The organism is Pseudomonas sp. Z3-8 (genome assembly GCF_051131975.1).
In the GTDB taxonomy this organism is placed as follows: Bacteria; Pseudomonadota; Gammaproteobacteria; order Pseudomonadales; family Pseudomonadaceae; genus Aquipseudomonas.
In genome coordinates this window covers 4,048,467-4,064,287 of the sequence record NZ_CP071643.1, presented here as the reverse complement: position 1 = coordinate 4,064,287, position 15,821 = coordinate 4,048,467, and the positions used below count along the sequence as shown (strand labels likewise).

Below are 15,821 nucleotides of genomic sequence, written 5' to 3'. Positions count from 1 at the left end.
GCAACTGATCCACCGCCATCGCGAGCAAGGACTATCGTCAGGCCGGCAGATAGCGTTCATTCAGTGTTGTTCAAAATTGTTCATTGTCAACCGGCTCACTGTTCAATTGTTCATCCCTGATTGTTCACTTCTGTTCAGCAATGAACGCCAGTTTTACCGTCAAAAAAAGAAAGCCAAGCATAATCAACAGCTTGTGATTTCTGGCACGGCTTTCGCTTTTGCACTCAGGTCGCTTGACTCCAAATAATAAAAAGGCCGAGCCATGTCATTACAGCTTGAGCACATCTGTCGCACCGTCGAAGGCCAGACCTGGATCGACGATGCCAATCTGAGTTTCGAACCCGGATCCTTCAACGTTCTGCTGGGCCGCACGCTGTCCGGCAAGACCAGCCTGATGCGCCTGATGGCCGGTCTGGACAAGCCCGACAGCGGCCGCATCCTGATGAACGGCGTGGATGTCACCAAGCGGCCGGTGCGGCTGCGCAATGTGTCGATGGTGTACCAGCAGTTCATCAACTACCCGACCATGACCGTATTCGAAAATATCGCCTCGCCGCTGCGCCAGGCCGGTATTTCCGAGGAAATCATCCAGGGCAAGGTCCTGGAAACCGCGAAGATGCTGCGGATCGAAAAATTCCTCAAGCGTCATCCGCTGGAGCTGTCCGGTGGTCAGCAGCAACGGACCGCCATGGCCCGTGCGCTGGTCAAGGACGCCGAACTGATCCTGTTCGACGAGCCGCTGGTGAACCTCGACTACAAGCTGCGTGAAGAACTGCGCCAGGAAATGCGCGAGCTGTTCCAGGCTCGTCACACCATTGCCGTCTACGCCACCACCGAGCCGAACGAAGCGTTGGCCCTGGGTGGCACCACGACGATCCTGCATGAGGGCCGGGTGATCCAGAGCGGCAAGTCGTCTTCCGTTTATCACCAACCGCAAACCGTGCTGGCCGCCGAGCTGTTTTCCGAACCACCGATCAATCTCATGCCGGGACGCATTGCCGGCAATGAAGTCAGCTTCGCCAACTTCGTGCACTTTCCGCTGAACGTCGACCTGCGTCCGGTGGGCGAGGGCGAGTTCCGTTTCGGCGTGCGTCCCAGCCATATCTCCCTGGTGCCGAGCAACGATGACGACCTGGAACTGGCGGTGACCGTCGAGGTGGCCGAGATCAGCGGTTCCGAGACCTTCCTCCACGTGCGCAACGAACACTTCCTGCTGGTCCTGCATTTGCCCGGCGTGCACGAATACGACGTCGACGCGCCGATCCGCATCTACATCCCGACCCACAAACTGTTTGTCTTCGATGCCCAGGGCAAGCTGGTCCAAGCCCCAGGGCAACGTATCGCGAGGGTTGCCTGATGGCCGAAATTCGTTTGCAGAACCTCGCCCACAGCTACACCAGCACCCCGGCGGGCCCCGAGGACTACGCGATCCGCGAGATGAACCACATCTGGGAGCAGGGCGGCGCCTATGCGCTGCTCGGGCCTTCGGGTTGCGGCAAGTCGACCTTGCTCAACATCATTTCCGGTTTGCTCAGCCCTTCCGAAGGGCAGGTGATGTTCGACAGCAAAGTCGTCAACGAACTGTCCCCGGAGCGGCGCAACATCGCCCAGGTGTTCCAGTTTCCGGTGGTCTACGACACCATGACGGTGTTCGACAACCTGGCGTTCCCGCTGCGCAACCAGGGCATGGCCGAGGCGCGGATCCACACCAAGGTGCAGGAAATCGCCGAGGTTCTCGACCTGCAGAGCCTTCTGGACAAAAAGGCCCGCAACCTCACCGCCGATGAAAAACAGAAAGTCTCCATGGGCCGTGGGCTGGTGCGCGACGATGTCTCGGCGATCCTGTTCGACGAGCCGCTGACGGTGATCGATCCGCACCTGAAATGGAAACTGCGGCGCAAGCTCAAGCAGATCCACGAGCAGTTCAACATCACCATGGTCTACGTCACCCACGACCAGTTGGAGGCCTCCACCTTCGCCGACAAGATCGCGGTGATGTACGGCGGCCAGATCGTGCAGTTCGGCACACCACGTGAACTGTTCGAGCGTCCGAGCCACACCTTCGTCGGCTACTTCATCGGCAGCCCCGGCATGAACCTGATCGAGGTCCAGGCGCAGCCCGGTGGCGTCGGTTTCGCCTCGACCCACTTGCCGCTGTCCGAAACCCTGCAGCGGCGTGTCGCCGACGCGCAAGGCAAGAGCCTGAAGGTCGGCATCCGCCCGGAATTCGTGCATGTCTGGGACGGCCCTTACGACGACGCGATGCGGGCTGACGTGGTGCACGTCGAAGACCTCGGCACCTACAAGATCCTGACCCTCAACCTTGATGGCGCACCGCTGAAGGTCCGCCTCGCCGAAGACAAGCCTGTGCCGGAAGGCACCGCGTACATCAGTTTTCCGGGTCAATGGCTGATGGTCTATGCCGATGAATATCTGCTTGAATCCGCAGGCGAGGTGCAGCCATGAACAAGGTGCAGAACAACAAGGCCTGGTGGCTGGTGTTGCCGGTGTTCCTGCTGGTGGCCTTCAGTGCCGTGATCCCGATGATGACCGTGGTCAACTATTCGGTGCAGGACATCTTCGACCAGTCCAGCCGCTACTTCGTCGGCGCCGACTGGTACAGGCAGGTGCTGCTCGACCCACGGCTGCACGATTCGCTGTTGCGCCAGTTCATCTACTCGGCGTGTGTCCTGCTGATTGAAATTCCGCTGGGCATCGCCATCGCCCTGACCATGCCGACCAAGGGCAAGTGGTCGTCCCTGGTGCTGATCATCCTGGCGATTCCGTTGCTGATTCCGTGGAACGTGGTGGGTACCATCTGGCAGATTTTCGGGCGCGCCGACATTGGCCTGCTGGGCTCGACGCTCAACGCCATGGGCATTAACTACAACTACGCGGCCAACACCATGGACGCGTGGGTCACGGTGCTGGTGATGGACGTCTGGCACTGGACTTCGCTGGTGGCGCTGCTGTGCTATTCGGGGCTGCGGGCGATTCCGGACGTCTATTATCAAGCGGCGCGAATCGACCGGGCGTCGAACTGGGCGGTGTTCCGGCACATCCAGTTGCCGAAGATGAAGAGCGTGCTGCTGATCGCGGTGATGCTGCGCTTCATGGACAGCTTCATGATCTACACCGAGCCGTTCGTCCTCACCGGCGGCGGGCCGGGGAACGCCACCACGTTCCTCAGCCAGACCCTGACGCAGATGGCTATCGGTCAATTCGACCTGGGCCCCGCGGCGGCGTTTTCCCTGGTGTACTTCCTGATCATTCTGTTGGTGTCCTGGCTGTTCTATACCGCCATGACGCACTCCGACGCCAACCGTTGAGGCCCGCACAATGAGCAAAAGAAAGCTGATTCCGCTTTTGATCTACATCCTGTTCCTGCTGGTGCCCATCTACTGGCTGCTGAACATGTCGTTCAAGAGCAACACCGAAATCCTCGGCGGCCTGACGCTGTGGCCGCAGGATTTCACCTTCCAGAACTACAAAGTGATCTTCACCGATCCGAGCTGGTACACCGGTTACCTCAACTCGCTGTACTACGTGAGCTTGAACACGGTGATTTCCCTGGCGGTCGCGCTGCCGGCGGCCTATGCGTTCTCGCGCTACCGCTTTCTTGGCGACAAGCATCTGTTCTTCTGGTTGCTGACCAACCGCATGGCGCCACCGGCTGTGTTCCTGTTGCCGTTCTTCCAGCTGTACTCGTCCATCGGCCTGTTCGACACGCACATCGCCGTGGCTTTGGCCCACTGTCTGTTCAACGTGCCGTTGGCGGTGTGGATCCTCGAAGGCTTCATGTCCGGCGTGCCGAAAGAAATTGACGAGACCGCCTACATTGACGGCTACAGTTTCCCCAAGTTCTTCGCCAAGATCTTTATCCCGTTGATCGGTTCCGGCATCGGCGTCACGGCGTTTTTCTGCTTCATGTTCTCCTGGGTCGAGCTGTTGCTGGCCCGGACACTGACCTCGGTGAATGCCAAGCCGATCGCGGCGGTCATGACCCGCACGGTGTCGGCGTCCGGTATTGACTGGGGCGTGCTGGCGGCGGCAGGGGTCTTGACCATCCTGCCGGGCATGCTGGTGATCTGGTTCGTTCGCAACCACGTGGCCAAGGGCTTTGCCCTGGGCCGGGTCTGAGGAGTCGATGATGGAATGGATGAACTGGACCGCCCCGACGGCGACGTTTTTTGGGGTCATCGCCTTGCTGCTGGCGGGCATGACGACATGGGAATTGCGTTCGCCGAGTATCCCTCGGCGTGGTTTCCTGCCGATTGCCACGACCCGTGGCGATCGGTTGTTTATCGGTCTTCTCGGTAGCGCCTACCTGCACCTGCTGGTGATCGGCGTTACCGACTGGAGCATCTGGATAGCGTTCGCGTTGTCTCTGGTGTGGCTGTTGGCAGTGATGCGGTGGGGCTAATCGCGACAACTTGACGATCAAGCTCTTAAACCCAAACAGGAGGTCTCTATGTTCGATAAAAACAATAAGCTGCGACATAGCGTTTCATTGGCAGCCATGCTGGCACTCAGCGGGCTGAGCGCTACGGCCTGGGCCGACGCCTATGAAGACGCCGCGAAAAAATGGATCGGCAGCGAATTCAAGCCGTCGACCCTGACAGCCGAGCAGCAGCTCGAAGAACTGAAGTGGTTCATCAAGGCCGCCGAGCCATTTCGCGGGATGAAAATCAACGTGGTCTCGGAGACCATCGCTACCCACGAATATGAATCCAAGGTACTGGCCAAGGCTTTTAACGAAATCACCGGGATCCAGCTGACCCACGACCTGCTCCAGGAAGGCGACGTGGTGGAGAAGCTGCAGACCCAGATGCAGTCCGACAAGAACATCTACGACGGCTGGGTCAATGACTCGGACCTGATCGGCACGCACTTTCGCTACGGCAAGACCGAGTCGATCACCGACCTGATGGCCAACGAAGGCAAGAATTTCACCTCGCCGACCCTCGACCTCAAGGACTTCATCGGCATCTCCTTCACCACCGCGCCGGACGGCAAGGTCTATCAACTGCCCGACCAGCAGTTCGCCAACCTCTACTGGTTCCGCGCCGACTGGTTCGAGCGTGCGGACCTGAAGGCCAAGTTCAAGGAAAAATACGGCTACGAGCTGGGTGTACCGGTGAACTGGTCGGCCTATGAAGACATCGCCAAGTTCTTCTCCGAAGACGTCAAGGAGATCGATGGCAAGCGCGTCTATGGCCACATGGACTACGGCAAGAAAGACCCGTCCCTGGGCTGGCGCTTCACCGATGCCTGGTTCTCCATGGCCGGCGGCGGTGACAAGGGCCTGCCTAACGGCTTGCCAGTGGACGAGTGGGGTATTCGCGTCGAAGACTGCCATCCGGTCGGCTCCAGCGTCACCCGTGGCGGCGACACCAACGGCCCGGCCGCCGTGTTCGCCACCACCAAGTACGTCGACTGGATGAAGAAATACGCGCCACCGGAAGCGGCGGGCATGACCTTCTCCGAGTCCGGTCCGGTGCCGTCCCAAGGCAACATCGCCCAGCAGATTTTCTGGTACACCGCTTTCACCGCCGACATGACCAAGCCGGGCCTGCCCGTGATGAACGCCGACGGCACGCCGAAATGGCGCATGGCGCCGTCGCCACGCGGTCCGTATTGGGAAGAGGGCATGAAGCTGGGCTATCAGGACGTGGGCTCCTGGACCTTCATGAAGTCGACGCCTGAGAAACAGCGCCTCGCGGCCTGGCTCTACGCGCAGTTCGTGACGTCCAAGACCGTGTCGCTGAAGAAGACCATCGTTGGCCTGACGCCGATTCGCGAATCGGACATCAACTCCCAGGCGATGACCGACCTGGCGCCGAAACTCGGTGGCCTGGTGGAGTTCTATCGCAGCCCGGCCCGTGTGCAATGGTCGCCAACCGGGACCAACGTGCCGGACTATCCACGCCTGGCGCAACTGTGGTGGAGCCACATCGCCGAAGCGGCCAGTGGCGAGAAAACCCCGCAACAGGCTCTCGACGGGCTGGCCAAGGATCAGGACGCGATCATGACGCGTCTGGAACGCTCCAAGGCCCAGGCCACCTGCGCACCTAAGATGAACCCTGAGCGCGACGCGCAATACTGGTTCGATCAACCGGGCGCACCGAAGCCGAAACTGGCGAACGAGAAGCCTAAAGGCGAGACGGTGAATTATGCCGAACTGCTGAAATCGTGGGAGGCGGCGCGTAAGTAAATCTGCCCCCGCAATGAAGAAACGGCACCGAAGGGTGCCGTTTTTTTTGCGGAGAATTCGAACTGGACACCATCCCCTGTGGGAGCGAGCTTGCTCGCGATGACGGTGGCCCATTCAATTTGGATGCGAACTGAGCCACCGCTATCGCGAGCAAGCTCGCTCCCACAGGGGTCGCTTCCAGAGAGGGATGATGATTTAGCCCGCCTTGGCCGGGCTTGCCTGGGCGTTTCCGGCCACCGGGGATGGGCGGGCATGCATCAACGCATCCAACGCCTGCCGATACGTGCGGCCCGCCAGGCTCATGCTGTTGTTATGCGTGGCGCCCGGCACCAACAACAAACGCTTCGGTTCCCGGGCGGCATTAAACAGCTGCTCGCTGAAGCGTGGTGGTACGTAGCGGTCGGCGGCGCCGTGGACGATCAGCAGCGGCATGTTGATCTCGCCGATTTTGTCGATGGAATCGAACTTCTGCGACAGCAGCCAGCGTACCGGCAGGGAAGTGTTGGCCATGGCGGTGGCGACATCGCCCAGGGACGTGAAGGTCGATTCGATGACCAGGCCTCGGGCGGGCACGGCGGTGCCATTTTTTGCCGCCTCCTGACCCAGCTCCGCCGCAAGATCCACCGCGACGGCACCGCCCAGGGAATGGCCGTAGATCAGGCGCAGGGCCGGGTCTGGTTGCAGCACCGCAAGACGTTCCCAGGCGATTCTTGCATCCTCGTACACGCTGGCTTCAGAGGGCAGTCCCCCTTGGCTTTTGCCAAAGCCACGGTAATCGATCGCCATGACCGAATAGCCCAGCGCCCGCAATTGCTGGATGCGAAACAGCTGGCCGGTCAGGTTCCAGCGCACGCCGTGCAGGTACAGGATGGCGGGCGCGTTCTTGCGTTCGGCCGGCCACCACCAGCCGTGGATATTTTCCCCGGCCTTGAAGCTCTTGGGCTTGAGGTCGAACTCTTGCACACCGCTGGGAAGGCCACTGAACCAGCTCGCCGTCCCCGGCTCGATGCGAAACACCAGCTCGCGTTCCTTGTGCTGCAACACCGCGCAGCCCACCGGCAGGCCGACCACCATCGCGGCCATGAACAACCAGGCCAGCCAGCGTTGCCTGAGGCGAGAAAGTAAGGATGAAGGCATCGACGCGATTCGCTACTCGGGGACAGAAGCTGCGTTTTAGCAGATTCCTCGGAGAGCGCGCAGGGATTTCGGACGGTTTGCCTGTGGCGGGGGGCTTCATGCAACCCGATCGAACTCTCGCCGTTTCGCCCCACTCGAAATTCAATACTCAACCCTGTCGAGGACGATGTCATGACGAGCGAACATTCGAAAACAGCCAGTCAAGTCGGCAACAATGCGCCAGCGAAGGATGCTGCCGGCGACCCGGTGGACGTCGTGGAGCGCGATGTGCGCCACCCGGATCCAGCCACTGACAAAGTCGACAAGACGATCACGCCCAAGTCGATCAAGAGCCATGAGCAGGACGCTGAGAAACTGCGTGACAAAGTCGGGCAGGTGGAGAAAAAACACGGCCGCTGAGTGGCGACTGTCATTCGTCAGAAGCCCGCTTTGCATCGCTGGAATTTGTCCCATCCGTGTGCCTTACTCCCTGTTCCTTAGGGGGAGGGCAACGGGATGCGACGTAGAAGCGCAGCGTATTGGCTGTGGGTGAACCGCCAACTGGCGGGGCGCAACCACGAAGAGGTCCTGGATGACGGCACGCAGGTCGAGGTCCAGGCGCGGATCAACCAGCAGAGCGTGACGCAACTATTTATCTGTGTTTATCGGCCGAACGGATCCGTCTGGGTCGAGGAATTCCATGATCGCGCGTTGCGCGAACCGTTGTGCCAAGCGCTCGAATGGGGCTTGGCCCGGGCCAGGGATATCGTCGCCGGTAGCGGATGTTTCAAGGCGCCCCACAAGATTCAGATGACCCTTGGGCCATTGATCCGCGACGAGTGCACCCTGGCCCTGAGGCGTATGGACATGAGCGATGAAGAGCGCCGCAACCTCAGGATCCGGGATGCCTGGGCAGAGTACGTCCACGCCAAGGAAGCGATGCTGGCGCTGATGCGTTCGGCCCGGGTCGAGGCCGACGTCTGGGAGACGCAGAAGCGTCGGCTGTGCGAAGCCATCGATCGGCGGGCCTCCCTGGCCCGAGCGTGCCTGGGCAATTGAACATGGCAGCCTCCGTGGCGAGGGAGCTTGCTCCCGCTGGGGCGCGTAGCGGCCCCCCCCGGTTCCAGCATTTGCCTCGTCGGGGCCGCTGCGCAGCCCAGCGGGAGCAAGCTCCCTCGCCACGGATCAGTACAGATCCCCCAACTCAACTCGCTCAAACTCCCGCCCACTCTCGCCATACCCCACCTTCGGCACCCCCGCCAGGCGCCTGTGCAGCACTTGGGTCAGCGAGTTGTCGAGGGCCAGGCTGGCGTCGCCAAAATCCCCGTCCAGTTGCAGCGGATGAACGATCACTTCCAGCGAACCATGCTTCGGTGGCGCCGCGTGATGAAGGTCCGCTGGCGTGCAGACATAATCCGCCGTTGCGCCGCAGAGCCTGCGCAGGCGGCGGTTGAGCAGGGTTTTGAAGATGCGTTTGGCCACGCTCAGGTTCGGTCCCAGGTTACGTGCCAGGCGCATGGGCACGCCCTGCCGGGCGGCGAAGCGAGCCACCAGTTCGCCGACGGGCCAGATATTGTGCACATGCTGATGAGAGTCCAGATGGCTCGGACGCAGGCCACGGTCCAGGCAGTATTGCCACTGCGCCTGGAGTTCTTGTTCCACGGCCGCCAGATCATCGGTCCCCAGCCGCAGGCTGTAGCGCGACAGGTTGAGGTCGAATTCGCCGGTTGCATTGCAGAACGTCTGCCGTGTCCTGATTGCCTGACTCAGCGGCGGTCCGTAACTGAGATTGAAATGCAGGCCGATGCGCCCTTCAAGCAGTGGGTGTCGGGCCAGTTCACACGCCTGATCAAATCCCGGCATGTTGGCCATGGCCGTAGCGGAGCTGATCACGCCTGCCTCGAAGGCTCGTAGAATCAAGTCGTTTTCATCGAGGCTGAGCCCGAAGTCATCAGCGTTGACGATCACTTGGCGAGGCATGCGTGTCCTCCGGCTTTTTGGCAGTGGGCGACGTTGTCGCGGGCGGTTTGGCGCGGCGCTTGCCGAGCCAGGGCTTCAGGCTTTTCCATAGCCGCAGGGCGAACCCCAGGAGCAGGCCATCGGGCCGCCAGGAATAGAAACTCCAGCGCCAGTGCTCAAGTTGGCCGGTCATGCGTTCGTGCAGTTGATGGCTGGAATTCTCCAGACTGACGCGCGATGCATCGATCCACCGCCAGTTCTCGTCCAGCCCCCAACGGATCCACTCTTCGAGCAAGACCCGGCCGCTGCCCAGGTCGGCGTGCCGCGGCAGGAACGCCAGGTTGTAGTCATACAGCCGTCCCTGGTCGAGCAGGCCGAGGCGATAGCTGATGCACTCGCCGTTCAGCTCCAGCATCACCACCCGCACCAGGCCTTGGGCGGCGAGGGCGGTGAAGGCGAGGTTCATCCATTGCCGGCGCCCGGGGTCGGCGAAGATGCCGACACCTTCCTCGCCTTTCCAACTGGCCGCCTCGACTTCAGCGAGAGCCCGCAGCAGTTGCCCCATGCCGATGGCATCCGGTGTCACCCGACGTATTTCGGCACCGCAAGCGGCGATCCGCTTGCGCGCGCGGCGCAACTTGTAACGCGGATCGCCGGTGATTTCCTGACGGTCACTGTCGCTGATCAGGTGCACCGGGACCCGGCAACTGAGCCGCCGTTCGCCGGTGGAACTCTGCGCCATCCAGGCACTGAGCACGCTTTGTTCGCCGACCGGCTCGATCACTTCATTCAATTGCAGCAACGCGTGGGGCACCCGCTGGCGGATCTGCATCAGCGCCTGGCCCATGGCTTCGGCGTCCAGGCGCACCAGCAGGGCGATACGGTCAGCCAGTGGAAACCCCAAGTGATGCAACACCCGAAAGCGCAGCCCGCCGATGCGCTCGCGCCCCGCGACCAGAGGCAGGCACAGACACAGTGTCTCGTCCTGCCAGCCCAGCAGCACATGGAGTTGCTGGTCGGGCGCGAGGGCGAATTCCGCCGCTTGCAACCAGGCCAGCGTATTGAACGGCGTAGCGTCGACCACCTGGGTCCGCAGCTCTTCATAAGCCGTTGCAGGAAACTCCGCCGCGCTCATGGAGCGACACCACTGGAACCGGATCGCCATGGACGTCAGGCCGCCGCAGCCGATGCAACCGGCCGGGCCGGTTTACGGAAAGCGTCGAGTACCGAGCCGCTGTAGAACGTGTCGCGGAAGAACCGGAAGCGACCAAACAGGCAATACACATGGGTGATCTGGCCGCGCTCCTGGAAGTCCATGCGGATGTGCATCTTGATCGCTGGGGTGTTCTCCAGGTCGCAGACATCGACCATTTTTTCGCAGCCCTTGTCCGCCATGACTTTCCATATATCGGTTTGTACATCCGCCGACAATTGGGAGCCCCAGTACGCGCGAATCATCTCGCCACCGAACTGGAAGTATTCACCCGGCTTGATCGGGAACCAGCAGCCATAGAAGTGGCGATCAAAATAGTCTCGGGTACTGGCCCAGGCGAAACCTATGGTGTCGCCCTTGTCGTCCAGGTACATCAGGCCGGTATAGCCTTCGGCGGCCAGCTCGCGCATGGTTTCGACGCGGTCGCCGAAATGCCTGGCGAAAGCGTCGGCGTTTTCGACGGTGATGAACTCGCGACGTACCGGTGGGTAGGGCCTGAGGGTATGCGGCCGCAGCGGGATTCTCACATCGTGTTCCAGCCATACCAGTTGCGAATGGAAAAACACGAAGCGACGTACCAGCAGTTTGAAAACGGAACGCAGGCCTTTTTTCTGAATGCGATCACGCAATTTTTGCAGAGCGTTCATGGAGCCTCCTGACGGATAGCGGGTTGGGGGGGAAGGGTGGCAGTCCAGCGCAGGGCGAATACGGTTTCTCCTGGCAAGAGAAATCCGACCTGGCCGGCCTTGCAGTTGAACGGGGCATGGCGGCTGATGTTGTCCGGGCCGAAATACACCAGGCTGGCGCCGGGCTGCGGGCAGGCCGCGCCCTGCAGGCTGACTTGATGGGCGCGGGTGCTTTTGTTCACGCCCAGCAGGCTGCGCTGCTGCCCGGTAGACATGGCCAGCGCGTCGACTTCAAACGCGTCGTTGTCCAGGCGCAGCACCTGGTCGAGCCAGTGCTGCTGGATAAATTGCTGGGCCAGGCCCACCGGCTTGAGTTCGAAGCGCTGGTTCTCCAGCACTCGCACCATGCCTTTGGGGTATTGCGGCTCGTCGGCGGACTGAAACCAGTTGAGCATGTCCAGCCAGCCGTCGGCGGAGGCGTTGATCGCCACCGACGCCCACCACAGCGCGGCATAGTGGGTTTCCTGATCGTAGGGGCTGAGGCTCGAGCCGCTGGAGATGTTGGTCTGATCCAGCAGCAAGGCCTTGCGCGGCCGGCCCTGGCTGTCCAGGCCAACCAGGTCGGCGGCCTGGCGGACGCTGTTGCGATAGACCCGGGTCGCCAGTAAGTCGCGGACCATCCATTCATGCCAGGCCAGGGCGTCGATCCGGTCGCCGGAGGTTTCCAGCAGGCGCCGTGCCCAATCGATGCCGCGCCGATCCGCCGCGTTTTCGGCCAGCGGGCCATTGGTGAACCGGGAGCTGGCCGGCATGGCGATGCGCACTCCGGCGCGGGCGTTGGCGTCGTTGGCGCGGACCTGGGCGGCCAGGCTTTCGAACATCTGCTGGAAGCTGGCGAAGTCCGGATAGTTGAGGTTCGGCTCGTCGGCGAAACTCAGGTAATGGAGGCCCTTGCCGCCCAAGGCGCGGGTCGTGTCGAGCCAGGCTTGCAAGCCGCTGTTGCTGGTCCGGTCGGCGCGCAGATCGGCCTTGCGTTGGCTGCCGGCCAAGAGGGTAATGTCCCGGGTGATGCCGAAGCGATCCTGGTACAGGCGCCGGAACGCATCTTCGTGGTCGGCCTTGGCCGCCGTGACATCGACGAAACTGTAGTAGGTGGCCGCTCGGGGCTTGAGGGTATCGATCACCGCGTAGGCGGACGGTGGCGGCAATACATAGGGCAGGGACATGCCCAGGCTGGGGGTGGGGCCGAGCACATCGTCATGGAGGGTCAGGTGGGTTTGGCCCGGATCCTGGCGCACCGGCTGCAACTGCGCCGGGTCCTGGGCGAACAGGTTGGCGCTACCGTCGAGCCAGAACGCTACCTTGCCGTTGCCTTGCAAGTGCAAGCGCCAGGTTTGCTCGACATCCGCCACCGGCAGGGCGATCTGGTCGAACTGCCAATAGGCGCGATACGGTTTGAGATTCAGCTGGAGCTGTTTGCCGTCGCCGACGCGCCGGGCTTGCAGCGCGTGCACACCGCCATGGAATTTACCCGCCAGCACTGCGCGTTCGCCGGCCGCCACCTTGAAGTACAACTCGTCGCCATCGTGGGCTTCGGCGCTGAAATGCACTTTCGCCGGGGCGAACAGGGCACGGGTGCGCGCATCGTGCTCTACCGTATAGCGGCGGAAACTGTAGCCGGGAATTTCCAGACGATAACTGGCGGCACCAGGCCGCAGCGGCCACTGCTGCTCGCCACGGGTCTGTGCCGCCTCGACCAGGCGCTCACCGGCCAGCCGCCCCTGGCCGTCGAGCAGGTAAAGGTGTTCGGTATTGGCATCGGCCTGCCAGGCGGGCACCCAGCGCACGGTCACAGTGCTTGGCTGGTCGGTCTGCAGGTACAGGCTGCCGTCGCGAATGCCGGTCCATTGCATGGACGCGCCATGGGCCGAGGCTGCGAGGGCCAGAAGGCATAGACCGGCGCCGATTTTTCCCATGCACCCCACTGGCCCCATCGCGAGCAGGCTCGCTCCTACAGGTGATCTACGGTGACCACAAATACCCTGCCCAACCCCGCCCCCTTGTGGGAGCGAGCCTGCTCGCGAAGAGGCCGTCACCTGCAACATCCCAGCCAGCTGACCGACCGCTTTCGCGAGCAGGCTCGCTCCCACAGTGGAAGTGTGGTGAACAAAAATACCGAGCCCAACCCCGCCCCCCTGTGGGAGCGAGCCTGCTCGCGAAGAGGCCGTCACCTGCAACATCACCGCCAGCTGACCCAGCGCTTTCGCGAGCAGGCTCGCTCCCACAGGTGATCTGTGGTGGATATAAATACCCTTGCCAACCCTGGACCCTGTGGGAGCGAGCTTGCTCGCGATGGCGGTCTGGCGGGCGGCGGTGTTCACGCGGATTTCCCCAGCAGCATCTGGCGCATCGGCAGCAAATCGCTGGGCAGGATGATCAGTGTCTGCCACAGCGCCACGCCGCTGAGGCGGCAGTACACGCCCAGCAGTGCCAGCGTCACGCCCAGATAGGCGATCGACGACGCGGCGGCCGCGCCGACGATGCCGTAGCGCGGTATCAGGACCAGGTTGAGCGCCAGGTTCAGCAGCGCGCCGACGCCCATCAGCAGCGACACCGTGCCGGGTCGGTCCTTACCCAGCAGATCCAGGCGCAGGATGCTTGCGTAGCAGAGCCCGAACAGCCCCGGCAGCAGCGCCAGCAGGGCCGGGTAGGCCGGTTGATAGGCGGCGCCGAACAGCGTGACGATCAACCATTCGCCAATCAGCGCCATGCCCAGGCAGGCACCGAGCATCACTGTGGCGGTCAGGCGCAAGGCCAGCGGGGTCAGGCGCTGCATGTCGCGGTCTTGCTGCAGCAGGCGTTTCATCAGCGGCGTGGTGACCGCTTCCGGCACGATCAGCAGCAGTTCGGCCGCGGCGCTGGCCATGGCGTAATGCCCCAGCGCCGTGCTGCCCAGCAGGGCGCCGATGAACAGAAAATCCGAACGCAGCACCACTTGCTGGAACAGCAGGTCCGGATGGCTGCGGGCACCGTATCGCAACAGCTCGTTCTGGCCGGCACGGTCCCACTGCAGCTCGACCGCATGATCGCGGCGCAACCACATCCAGCCGGCCAGCACCACCAGGCTCAAGCCCGCCAGCCAACTGATCAGCGCCGCCTCCAGCGCTTTGTCTTGCCACATCCAGAACAGCGCCACGAACAACAACAGCGGTGCCAGCGATTCCATCAGCCGCAACGCGTTGAACGCGCCCACGCCGCCCGAGGCATTGTGCAGCGTCAGCAGGCCGCTCTTGAGCACGGTCAGCGGTACGGCCAGCAAGAGCAGCCAGGCCAGCAATCCCAATTGCGTGGTGATGTCCAGCTCACCGCCGAATTCCCGCACCAGCGCCACCACCAACAAGGTCAGCAACCCGGCGAGGAGACAACCGAACACCAGCACCTGGCTGAGCAACAAGCCCATCGAGCGCTGCTGCGCCGCCTGGTAACCGACGGCGGAATTCAGGCCACCGCTGGTGGCGGCGCTGATCAGGTCGGGCAGGGTACTGAGTAGTGCAAACAGTCCGCGCTCGCTGGGCCCGAGGATCCTTGCCAACAACACGTTACGCAGCAGGCGCAGAGCGATCATCGCCAGGCGCGTGCCCATGCTCAGTGCCAGATGCTTGAGGTAATGGGCTCGGCTCATGAGCGGGCTCCTCGACGGATGCGCCAGGCCAGCAACTCGGGGTGGCAGGCATTGCGCTGGCTGACGCCAAAGCGTGGCAGGTTTAAGGGGTCGCCATCGTGGCGATACAGCCCGGCCTCGGTGCCCAGGGCAAACGGAAAACCGTGGGCCGCTACCTGCTCGCGTACCCGTGCATCATGATCACCGTTGGGGTAGCAATACACCGGCAGGGGTTGCGCGCAGCCGTTTTCCAAAGCTATCCAGCTGCGGGTCAGTTCCTCGTGCAAACGCTGGTCGTCCAGCCCGGTCAGGATCGCATGGCTGGCACCGTGGGGGCCGAAGCGGATCAGGCCGGAATCTTCGAGCATGCGCACCTGGGTCCAGTCCAATGCCTGGGGTTGCGAGCCCTGCGGACAGGCCTCGGTGAGATCGCTCAGGGTCCGCGCATCGAGGGTTTTCAGGCTTTGCAGGAAATGCAACAGCGCCAGGCTGCGGCGCTCGTCGTCGATGTCATCGAGCAGCACCGGCAATGGCCGGCCGACCTGCTGCAAATGCTCGATGAGCGAATGCCGCGCCAGTTGCCCATGGCTGCCCCAGAGGGTTTCGCCGATGCTTTCCCACCAGAAATGCTGGCGGCTGCCAACAAAATCGGTGGACAGGAAAATGCTCGCCGGCACCTGGTACTGGCGCAGCAAGGGAAAGGCATTCATGGCGTTGTCGCGCCAGCCATCATCGAACGTCAGGGCCACCCGCGGACGGTTCGGAACGCTTTCCGGGTCGGCCAGCAGCAAGCTCATCAGCGGCACGCATTCAAAATGCCGTTGCAGCCAGATCAACAGGTGTTCGAACGCGTCAGGCCCCACGCACAACTCGTTGCGATGCGGCAGTTCGGCGGCGCGGTCGTTGTTCAACACCCGGTGCAACATCAGGATCACGCCGGCGCCACGCAAGGGATGGCGCCCCATCGACGTGTTCAGGTACAGCCAGCCGCCGGTGCGCTTGAAGACGTGTTTGATCGACATCGGCGTTACT

Annotated in this window: 15 protein-coding genes; 8 read left to right on the top strand and 7 right to left on the bottom strand. The window is 62.3% G+C overall.

Annotated elements, in window-relative coordinates; all coding sequences use genetic code 11:
• The first annotated feature begins 262 nt into the window (after positions 1-262).
• The 6 genes from J3P94_RS18460 to J3P94_RS18435 are packed head-to-tail and all read left to right on the top strand — an operon-like array spanning position 263 to position 6,214.
• A complete protein-coding gene (locus tag J3P94_RS18460) occupies positions 263-1,357 on the top strand; it encodes an ABC transporter ATP-binding protein (RefSeq protein WP_305495775.1) in 1,095 nt (364 codons plus the stop codon).
• Positions 1,357-2,466, top strand: a complete 1,110-nt coding sequence (locus J3P94_RS18455) for an ABC transporter ATP-binding protein (RefSeq protein ID WP_434569134.1) — start codon at positions 1,357-1,359, stop codon at positions 2,464-2,466. The genes J3P94_RS18460 and J3P94_RS18455 overlap by 1 nt, the downstream gene beginning before the upstream one ends.
• Complete coding sequence (locus J3P94_RS18450) at positions 2,463-3,329, top strand: carbohydrate ABC transporter permease (protein ID WP_305495771.1); 867 nt, start codon at positions 2,463-2,465, stop codon at positions 3,327-3,329. The genes J3P94_RS18455 and J3P94_RS18450 overlap by 4 nt, the downstream gene beginning before the upstream one ends.
• Positions 3,330-3,339: 10 nt before the next feature.
• Positions 3,340-4,140, top strand: a complete 801-nt coding sequence (locus J3P94_RS18445; protein WP_305495769.1) for a carbohydrate ABC transporter permease — start codon at positions 3,340-3,342, stop codon at positions 4,138-4,140.
• Between the two features lie 10 nt (positions 4,141-4,150).
• Entirely contained in the window at positions 4,151-4,423 is a 273-nt protein-coding gene (locus J3P94_RS18440; protein WP_305495766.1) for a DUF2160 domain-containing protein, read from the top strand.
• A gap of 48 nt (positions 4,424-4,471) precedes the next feature.
• Complete coding sequence (locus J3P94_RS18435; protein ID WP_305495764.1) at positions 4,472-6,214, top strand: ABC transporter substrate-binding protein; 1,743 nt, start codon at positions 4,472-4,474, stop codon at positions 6,212-6,214.
• Positions 6,215-6,409: 195 nt separating this feature from the next.
• On the opposite strand, the gene J3P94_RS18430 is transcribed toward J3P94_RS18435, so the two are convergent.
• Complete coding sequence (locus J3P94_RS18430; RefSeq protein ID WP_434569133.1) at positions 6,410-7,351, bottom strand: alpha/beta hydrolase; 942 nt, start codon at positions 7,349-7,351, stop codon at positions 6,410-6,412.
• 171 nt (positions 7,352-7,522) lie between these two features.
• Here J3P94_RS18430 and J3P94_RS18425 point away from each other — a divergent pair, with 171 nt between their 5' ends.
• A complete protein-coding gene (locus tag J3P94_RS18425; protein ID WP_434569132.1) occupies positions 7,523-7,750 on the top strand; it encodes a hypothetical protein in 228 nt (75 codons plus the stop codon).
• A 96-nt stretch (positions 7,751-7,846) separates the two neighbouring features.
• Positions 7,847-8,389, top strand: coding sequence for a hypothetical protein (locus J3P94_RS18420; protein WP_434569131.1), 543 nt, complete (start codon positions 7,847-7,849; stop codon positions 8,387-8,389).
• Between the two features lie 126 nt (positions 8,390-8,515).
• Here the strand turns inward: J3P94_RS18420 and J3P94_RS18415 are convergent, their stop codons facing one another.
• The 6 genes from J3P94_RS18415 to J3P94_RS18390 form a co-directional block, all read right to left on the bottom strand.
• Positions 8,516-9,310 carry a ChbG/HpnK family deacetylase gene (locus tag J3P94_RS18415; protein WP_434569130.1) on the bottom strand — a complete coding sequence of 265 codons (795 nt, stop codon included), beginning with the start codon at positions 9,308-9,310 and terminating at the stop codon, positions 8,516-8,518.
• A complete protein-coding gene (locus J3P94_RS18410; protein ID WP_434569129.1) occupies positions 9,282-10,454 on the bottom strand; it encodes a GNAT family N-acetyltransferase in 1,173 nt (390 codons plus the stop codon). Before J3P94_RS18410 ends, J3P94_RS18415 begins: the two co-directional genes overlap by 29 nt.
• Before the next feature lie 5 nt (positions 10,455-10,459).
• The gene (locus tag J3P94_RS18405) at positions 10,460-11,149 is read right to left on the bottom strand and encodes an N-acetyltransferase (protein WP_434569128.1); all 690 of its coding nucleotides are present in this window, start codon (positions 11,147-11,149) and stop codon (positions 10,460-10,462) included.
• Complete coding sequence (locus tag J3P94_RS18400) at positions 11,146-13,104, bottom strand: hypothetical protein (protein WP_434569127.1); 1,959 nt, start codon at positions 13,102-13,104, stop codon at positions 11,146-11,148. The genes J3P94_RS18405 and J3P94_RS18400 overlap by 4 nt, the downstream gene beginning before the upstream one ends.
• A 401-nt stretch (positions 13,105-13,505) precedes the next feature.
• Positions 13,506-14,810, bottom strand: coding sequence for a lipopolysaccharide biosynthesis protein (locus tag J3P94_RS18395; RefSeq protein ID WP_434569126.1), 1,305 nt, complete (start codon positions 14,808-14,810; stop codon positions 13,506-13,508).
• Positions 14,807-15,811, bottom strand: a complete 1,005-nt coding sequence (locus J3P94_RS18390; RefSeq protein WP_434569125.1) for a polysaccharide deacetylase family protein — start codon at positions 15,809-15,811, stop codon at positions 14,807-14,809. The genes J3P94_RS18395 and J3P94_RS18390 overlap by 4 nt, the downstream gene beginning before the upstream one ends.
• Positions 15,812-15,821 lie beyond the last annotated feature (10 nt).

Bases quoted from the DNA above. Each gene is read 5' to 3' on its own strand.
- J3P94_RS18460 (WP_305495775.1), top strand. From the start codon at position 263: ATGTCATTACAGCTTGAGCACATCTGTCGCACCGTCGAAGGCCAGACC.
- J3P94_RS18455 (WP_434569134.1), top strand. From the start codon at position 1,357: ATGGCCGAAATTCGTTTGCAGAACCTCGCCCACAGCTACACCAGCACC.
- J3P94_RS18450 (WP_305495771.1), top strand. From the start codon at position 2,463: ATGAACAAGGTGCAGAACAACAAGGCCTGGTGGCTGGTGTTGCCGGTG.
- J3P94_RS18445 (WP_305495769.1), top strand. From the start codon at position 3,340: ATGAGCAAAAGAAAGCTGATTCCGCTTTTGATCTACATCCTGTTCCTG.
- J3P94_RS18440 (WP_305495766.1), top strand. From the start codon at position 4,151: ATGGAATGGATGAACTGGACCGCCCCGACGGCGACGTTTTTTGGGGTC.
- J3P94_RS18435 (WP_305495764.1), top strand. From the start codon at position 4,472: ATGTTCGATAAAAACAATAAGCTGCGACATAGCGTTTCATTGGCAGCC.
- J3P94_RS18430 (WP_434569133.1), bottom strand. From the start codon at position 7,351: ATGCCTTCATCCTTACTTTCTCGCCTCAGGCAACGCTGGCTGGCCTGG.
- J3P94_RS18425 (WP_434569132.1), top strand. From the start codon at position 7,523: ATGACGAGCGAACATTCGAAAACAGCCAGTCAAGTCGGCAACAATGCG.
- J3P94_RS18420 (WP_434569131.1), top strand. From the start codon at position 7,847: ATGCGACGTAGAAGCGCAGCGTATTGGCTGTGGGTGAACCGCCAACTG.
- J3P94_RS18415 (WP_434569130.1), bottom strand. From the start codon at position 9,310: ATGCCTCGCCAAGTGATCGTCAACGCTGATGACTTCGGGCTCAGCCTC.
- J3P94_RS18410 (WP_434569129.1), bottom strand. From the start codon at position 10,454: ATGGCGATCCGGTTCCAGTGGTGTCGCTCCATGAGCGCGGCGGAGTTT.
- J3P94_RS18405 (WP_434569128.1), bottom strand. From the start codon at position 11,149: ATGAACGCTCTGCAAAAATTGCGTGATCGCATTCAGAAAAAAGGCCTG.
- J3P94_RS18400 (WP_434569127.1), bottom strand. From the start codon at position 13,104: ATGGGAAAAATCGGCGCCGGTCTATGCCTTCTGGCCCTCGCAGCCTCG.
- J3P94_RS18395 (WP_434569126.1), bottom strand. From the start codon at position 14,810: ATGAGCCGAGCCCATTACCTCAAGCATCTGGCACTGAGCATGGGCACG.
- J3P94_RS18390 (WP_434569125.1), bottom strand. From the start codon at position 15,811: ATGTCGATCAAACACGTCTTCAAGCGCACCGGCGGCTGGCTGTACCTG.